At 68.4% G+C, this 5,224-nt stretch carries 5 protein-coding genes and 2 pseudogenes; 1 reads left to right on the top strand and 6 read right to left on the bottom strand.

Annotation, left to right across the window (positions count from 1 at the left end):
• Positions 1–446: 446 nt before the first annotated feature.
• From rdgB to D474_RS0119735, 6 genes and pseudogenes are all read right to left on the bottom strand, one after another.
• On the bottom strand, positions 447–1,052 hold the full coding sequence (rdgB, locus tag D474_RS0119760; protein ID WP_017615236.1) for an RdgB/HAM1 family non-canonical purine NTP pyrophosphatase: 606 nt from the start codon (positions 1,050–1,052) through the stop codon (positions 447–449).
• A 56-nt stretch (positions 1,053–1,108) separates the two neighbouring features.
• Positions 1,109–1,828, bottom strand: a complete 720-nt coding sequence (rph, locus tag D474_RS0119755; RefSeq protein WP_083931882.1) for a ribonuclease PH — start codon at positions 1,826–1,828, stop codon at positions 1,109–1,111.
• A gap of 103 nt (positions 1,829–1,931) precedes the next feature.
• Positions 1,932–2,681 (bottom strand): MBL fold metallo-hydrolase, encoded by a 750-nt coding sequence (locus tag D474_RS0119750; protein WP_017615234.1) that lies wholly within the window; start codon positions 2,679–2,681, stop codon positions 1,932–1,934.
• 304 nt (positions 2,682–2,985) lie between these two features.
• Entirely contained in the window at positions 2,986–3,918 is a 933-nt protein-coding gene (locus D474_RS0119745) for a PLP-dependent cysteine synthase family protein (RefSeq protein WP_026118640.1), read from the bottom strand.
• Positions 3,919–3,921: 3 nt separating this feature from the next.
• A pseudogene (locus tag D474_RS29395) lies at positions 3,922–4,196 on the bottom strand (MoaD/ThiS family protein); the annotation flags it as partial.
• Between the two features lie 92 nt (positions 4,197–4,288).
• Positions 4,289–4,705 (bottom strand): Mov34/MPN/PAD-1 family protein, encoded by a 417-nt coding sequence (locus D474_RS0119735; protein ID WP_017615231.1) that lies wholly within the window; start codon positions 4,703–4,705, stop codon positions 4,289–4,291.
• 159 nt (positions 4,706–4,864) lie between these two features.
• On the opposite strand from D474_RS0119735, the pseudogene D474_RS29390 reads away from it, so the two are divergent.
• A pseudogene (locus D474_RS29390) lies at positions 4,865–5,224 on the top strand (nicotinate phosphoribosyltransferase); the annotation flags it as partial.

The following is a 5,224-nucleotide window of genomic DNA, read 5'->3' as shown; positions in this document are numbered from 1 at the left end:
CGAAGCGGTTTCTCAACCCTACACGGCCCGAAGCAGTGCTCGAACCGTCGGAGCGAGGAGATGGTCGATGGTGTGGTGCGGAACGGCCCCTAAGGCAGCTCGCCGAACCACAGCGACTCGATCGAGTGTAGGTACCGTCAGCAGCGACGTCAAACTCGCCCGAGCCGATGGGCCTTAACGCCTGCTGCTCGGGCTTGGCGGGCTCGGTCGGGGCCGGCGCCGGACGCCGTGCTCTCACGCGGCCCGACACCGGGCCTCGTGGCTCGTCTGGTTCTGCTTGTCAGACATCAGTGGTCCTCCCCCGCACGTTCGGCGCGCAAACACGACGCTCCGATTTTGGTCAGATTTGCCGTGGGCCGGACCGGATACTGCTTCGCATGCACTGGTGGCGGCCGCCCCTGCTCGGGACGACCGCCACCGGAAGTTGCCTGCAACCACCGATGCGATCAGGCGAGTGCGGCCAGTTCGCTCGCCAGCCTCCGGAATGCGATGCCCCGGTGACTGATCGCGTTCTTGTCCTCGGGGGTCATCTCAGCGGCCGTGACCGTGTGGCCGTCCGGGACGAACACGGGGTCGTAACCGAAGCCGTTCTCACCGCGCCGCTCGCGCAGCAGGCGGCCTCGCAGCACACCCTCGGCCACCATTTCGGTCCCGTCCGGCATCACGAGCACGGCCGCGCACACGAACTGGCCGCCCCTGCGCTCGGGCGGAGTGTCGGCGAGCTGGTCCAGCACCAGGTCGAGGTTGGCCCGGTCCTGGTCTCCCGCACCGAACCGGCCGGCCCATCGTGCGGAGAGCACTCCGGGCATGCCCTGGAGCTCGTCCACACTCAGGCCGGAGTCGTCGGCGATCGCCGGCAGCTGGGTGTGCTCTGCGATCGCCCGGGCCTTGAGCAGGGCGTTGCCGATGAAGTTCGGTTCGGTCTCGGGTACCTCGGGTGCTTCGGGGAACGCGTCGAGTGCGAGCACCTCGGCGGAGACCCCCGACTCCTCGAGGATCGAGCGGACCTCCGGCACCTTCTTGGGGTTGCGCGTGGCCAGTACGATCTTCACCGGTCCCCCTCCCCCGGGCACTCCGCCGATCCGGGTGCCCGTCACGGTCGACGTACTCACTCCGACAGCGCCTTCTTCTGGATCGTGGTGAGCTCCGAGCAACCGTCGGTGGCCAGGTCGAGGAGCTTGTCGAGCAGTTCCCGGTCGAAGACCGCACCCTCGGCGGTGCCCTGGATCTCGATGAAGGAGCCGTCACCGTTCATCACGACGTTCATGTCGGTGTCGGCGACGGAATCCTCGAGGTAGTTGAGGTCCAGACGGGGCTGGCCCTGGACCACACCCACACTCACTGCCGAAAGCGAGCCGGCCAGCGGGTTGTTCTTGAGGTTGCGGCGCTTGCGCAGCCACTTCGTCGCGTCTGCCAGGGCCACGTAGGCCCCGGTGATCGCCGCGGTGCGGGTACCGCCGTCGGCCTGCAGGACGTCGCAGTCCAGGGTGATGGTGTGCTCGCCCATCGCCTTGAAGTCGACGACAGCGCGCAGGGAACGGCCGATGAGGCGGGAGATCTCGTGGGTACGCCCCCCGATCTTGCCGCGCACCGACTCACGGGCACCGCGGGTGTCGGTGGAGCGCGGCAGCATCGCGTACTCCGCGGTCACCCACCCCTCGCCGGTACCTCGGCGCCAGCGCGGGACACCGTCCTCGACGGTCGCGGCGCACAGCACGCGGGTGTCGCCGAACTCGATGAGGGCCGAGCCCTCCGCTTGGCGCAGCCAGTTGCGGGTGATGTTCACGGGGCGGAGTTGGGTCGGAACGCGTCCGTCAGGTCGAGCCATGGTTCCGAGCGTATATCCGGACTCCCCCACGGGGCGCGGGAGTTCGGAACTCTCACGCCCGGTGGGAGACACGCCACTCCGCCGGGGCACGCGTTCCCCAGTCTCAGCCGACCTCGTAGACCTGCCCGCTCCGGGCCAGGTCGATGGGTCCGCCGTAGGTGGAACGCGCCTCACCGAGGGTGACCTCGTCATCGTTCCACGGCACCAAGTGGGTGAGCAGCAGGTGGCGTGCGCGGGCACGGGTGGCATGGTCTCCGGCCTCGCTCCCCGTCAAGTGCATGTCCTTGGGGTGTTCGAGGTGGTCGTGGAAGGCCGATTCGCACAGGAACAGGTCGGTGTCCTCGGCCAGGCCGACCAGGGCGTCGCACACGCCGGTGTCACCGGAGTAGGTGAGAGTCCGGCCGCCGTGCTCCAGGCGGATGCCGTAGGCCTCGACCGGGTGGTTGACCTCGGCGATCCGTGCGGAGAAGGGGCCGATGTCGAGGATGCCCTCGCTGAGTTCTCGGAAGTCGAAGACCTCGGTCATGCCGGGGTCCGTCTCCAGCCCGTACGCCTCGGCCACGCGGTCGGCGACCCCGGCGGGGCCGTAGACGGGGATCCTGCGTTTGGTGCCGCCCGGGTGGAACATGCGCGCAACCCAGTACGAGCACAGGTCGAAGCAGTGATCCGCGTGCAGGTGGCTGAGGTAGACGGCGTCGACCGAGTAGATGTCGGCGTGGCGCTGGAGTGCCCCGAGCGACCCGTTGCCCATGTCGAGCAGGAGTCTGTACCCCGCCGCCTCGACGAGGTAGCAGGAGGCCGGGCTGTCGGGACCGGGGAAGCTCCCGGAGGACCCGATGATGGTGAGTCGCACGTCGTCGTCGCCTTTTCGATGGGGCCGCGGGGTCCGGCGCCCCCTCCCCCCCGGTTCGAGTCCCGTGGAGAGGGTGCGGATGGCGGCAGGTTCTGCGGATGTCCCGTTGTTACGGGTGTACCCCAATGCCCCGCCGGGTGGTACAAAATGTGTGCCGCATCTCAGGAGTGGAGCATCACGTCCCAAATTCTCACACGATTCGTCCACATTCGACCGGTTCGTCGAGGGAGGTTCAGGACAACGAACGAGGCCGGCACCCCGCAAGGTACCGGCCTCGTGTGTGTACGGCTGCGTCCGGGTCGGTTCAGGCCCAGAGCTGCCCGTCGAGACGTTCCTCGGCCTCTTCCAGCGAACCCTCGTAGGCGCCGGTGGACAGGTACTTCCACCCGGCGTCGGCGATGACGAACGCGATGTCGGCGCTCTCGCCGGCACGCTCCGCCTTGCGGGCCATGGCCATGGCCGCGTGCAGAGAACCGCCGGTCGAGATCCCCGCGAAGATGCCCTCGTGGTCCAGCAGTTGCCTCGTCCTCTTGAGCGCGGCCTCGGACGGGACGGAGAAACGGGTGGTGAGCGCCGACTCGTCGTAGAGCTCGGGGACGAACCCCTCGTCGAGGTTGCGCAGGCCGTAGACGAGCTCGCCATAACGGGGCTCGGCCGCGACGATCTGCACGTTCGGACGCTGTTCACGCAGGTAGCGACCCACACCCATGAGGGTGCCGGTGGTACCGAGCCCGGCGACGAAGTGGGTGATCTCCGGCAGGTCCTGGAGCAGTTCGGGACCGGTGGTCTCGTAGTGCGCCTGGGCGTTGGCCGGGTTGCCGTACTGGTACAGCATCACCCAGTCGGGGTTCTCGGCGGCCATCTCCTTGGCGACGCGGACGGCCTCGTTGGACCCCCCGGCGGCGTCGGAGAAGTGGACCTCGGCGCCCCACATGGCGAGGAGCTGCTTGCGCTCCTCCGAGGTGTTCTCCGGCATCACACAGACCATGCGGTAGCCGCGCAGCTTGGCGACCATGGCCAAGGAGATGCCGGTGTTCCCCGACGTCGGCTCCAGGATCGTGCACCCCGGGGACAGCAGACCGTCCTTCTCGGCCTGTTCGATCATGTAGAACGCGGCGCGGTCCTTGATCGAGCCGGTCGGATTGCGGTCCTCCAGCTTCGCCCACAGCCGGACCTCCGGCGAAGGGGACAGGCTGGGCAGGCCGACCAGGGGCGTGCCCCCGAGGGAGTCGAGCAGGGNCGCCTGCCGCCGGCCACGGCCGGCAGGATCGTGACGCTGTCGCCGTCGGAGAGCTCGGACTGCAGCCCACCGACGAAACGCACGTCCTCGTCGTTGAGGTAGACGTTGATGAAACGGCGGAGCTTGCCGTCCTGCACCAGGCGCTCCTGGATCCCGGGGTGGCGGTTCTCCAGGTCGTCGAAGAGCTCGCCGAGGTTGGAGCCCTGCCCCTCGACGACCTTGGCGTCGCCGGTCAGGTTGCGCAGGATGGTGGGAATGCGGACCTCGATGGCCATGAAGGTGTCTCCGTAAACGGTCGTGGTCGTGCGTTCATACTCAACAGGGGACGCCTCCGTCCCATTCCGGGCGGGAGGCCGGTGTCTGCGGGTCACTCGGCGACGCCGGTGATCTCCACGGGCTCCTCGGTGACCTCTCCGTCGACGATCCGGTACGAGCGGAACTCGACGGGGTCGGCCTCGCGCGTGGAGACGAGCACGTAGTGCGCGTTCGGCTCCGAGGCGTAGGAGATGTCGGTGCGCGACGGGTAGGCCTCGGTCGCGGTGTGGGAGTGGTAGATCACGACGGGTTCCTCGTCGCGGTCGTCCATCTCCCGCCACACCTTGAGCTGCTCCTTGGAGTCGAAGCGGTAGAAGGTGGGGGACCGCTCGGCGTTGATCATCTCGATGAACCGTTCGGGGCGGTCGGAGCCGTCGGGCCCGGCGACGACACCGCAGGCCTCGTCGGGGTGGTCGCGGCGCGCGTGGTCGACGATCTGGTCGTAGATCGAGCGGTCAATCCTCAGCATGACCCCAAGAGTACCGAAAAGAAAATACCTACCTACCTGGTGGGTATTGATGTGGATCACACGTCCTGGCCAGCGCACAGACCGCGCCCCCGGCACCGCCCCGGCCCCCTCCGGACCGTGTGGCGCGCCGCGGGGGCCCGTACCTTTAGGCTCGAACCCATGAGCGAGGACAGCAGCAGCGCGCTGCTCACCGACCACTACGAACTGACCATGCTCCAGGGTGCCCTGCACAGCGGGGCCGCCGAGCGCCGGTCGGTCTTCGAGATGTTCGCGCGGCGCCTCCCCGAGGGCCGCAGGTACGGCGTCGTGGCCGGGACCGGGCGGTTCCTGGACCTCCTGGAGCGGTTCCGCTTCGGCAGCGCCGAGCTCGACTTCCTGTCCGACCACGGGGTGGTGGACGAGCGCACTCTCGACTGGCTGGCCCGCTTCCGCTTCAGCGGCGACATCTGGGGCTACGGCGAGGGCGAGGCCTACTTCCCCGGTTCCCCAATCCTCGTTGTCGAGGCCACCTTCGCCGAG

Origin of the sequence: Nocardiopsis salina YIM 90010 (genome assembly GCF_000341025.1) — a bacterium.
Classification (GTDB): Bacteria; Actinomycetota; Actinomycetes; order Streptosporangiales; family Streptosporangiaceae; genus Nocardiopsis; species Nocardiopsis salina.
This window is presented reverse-complemented; position numbering and strand designations above follow the sequence as displayed.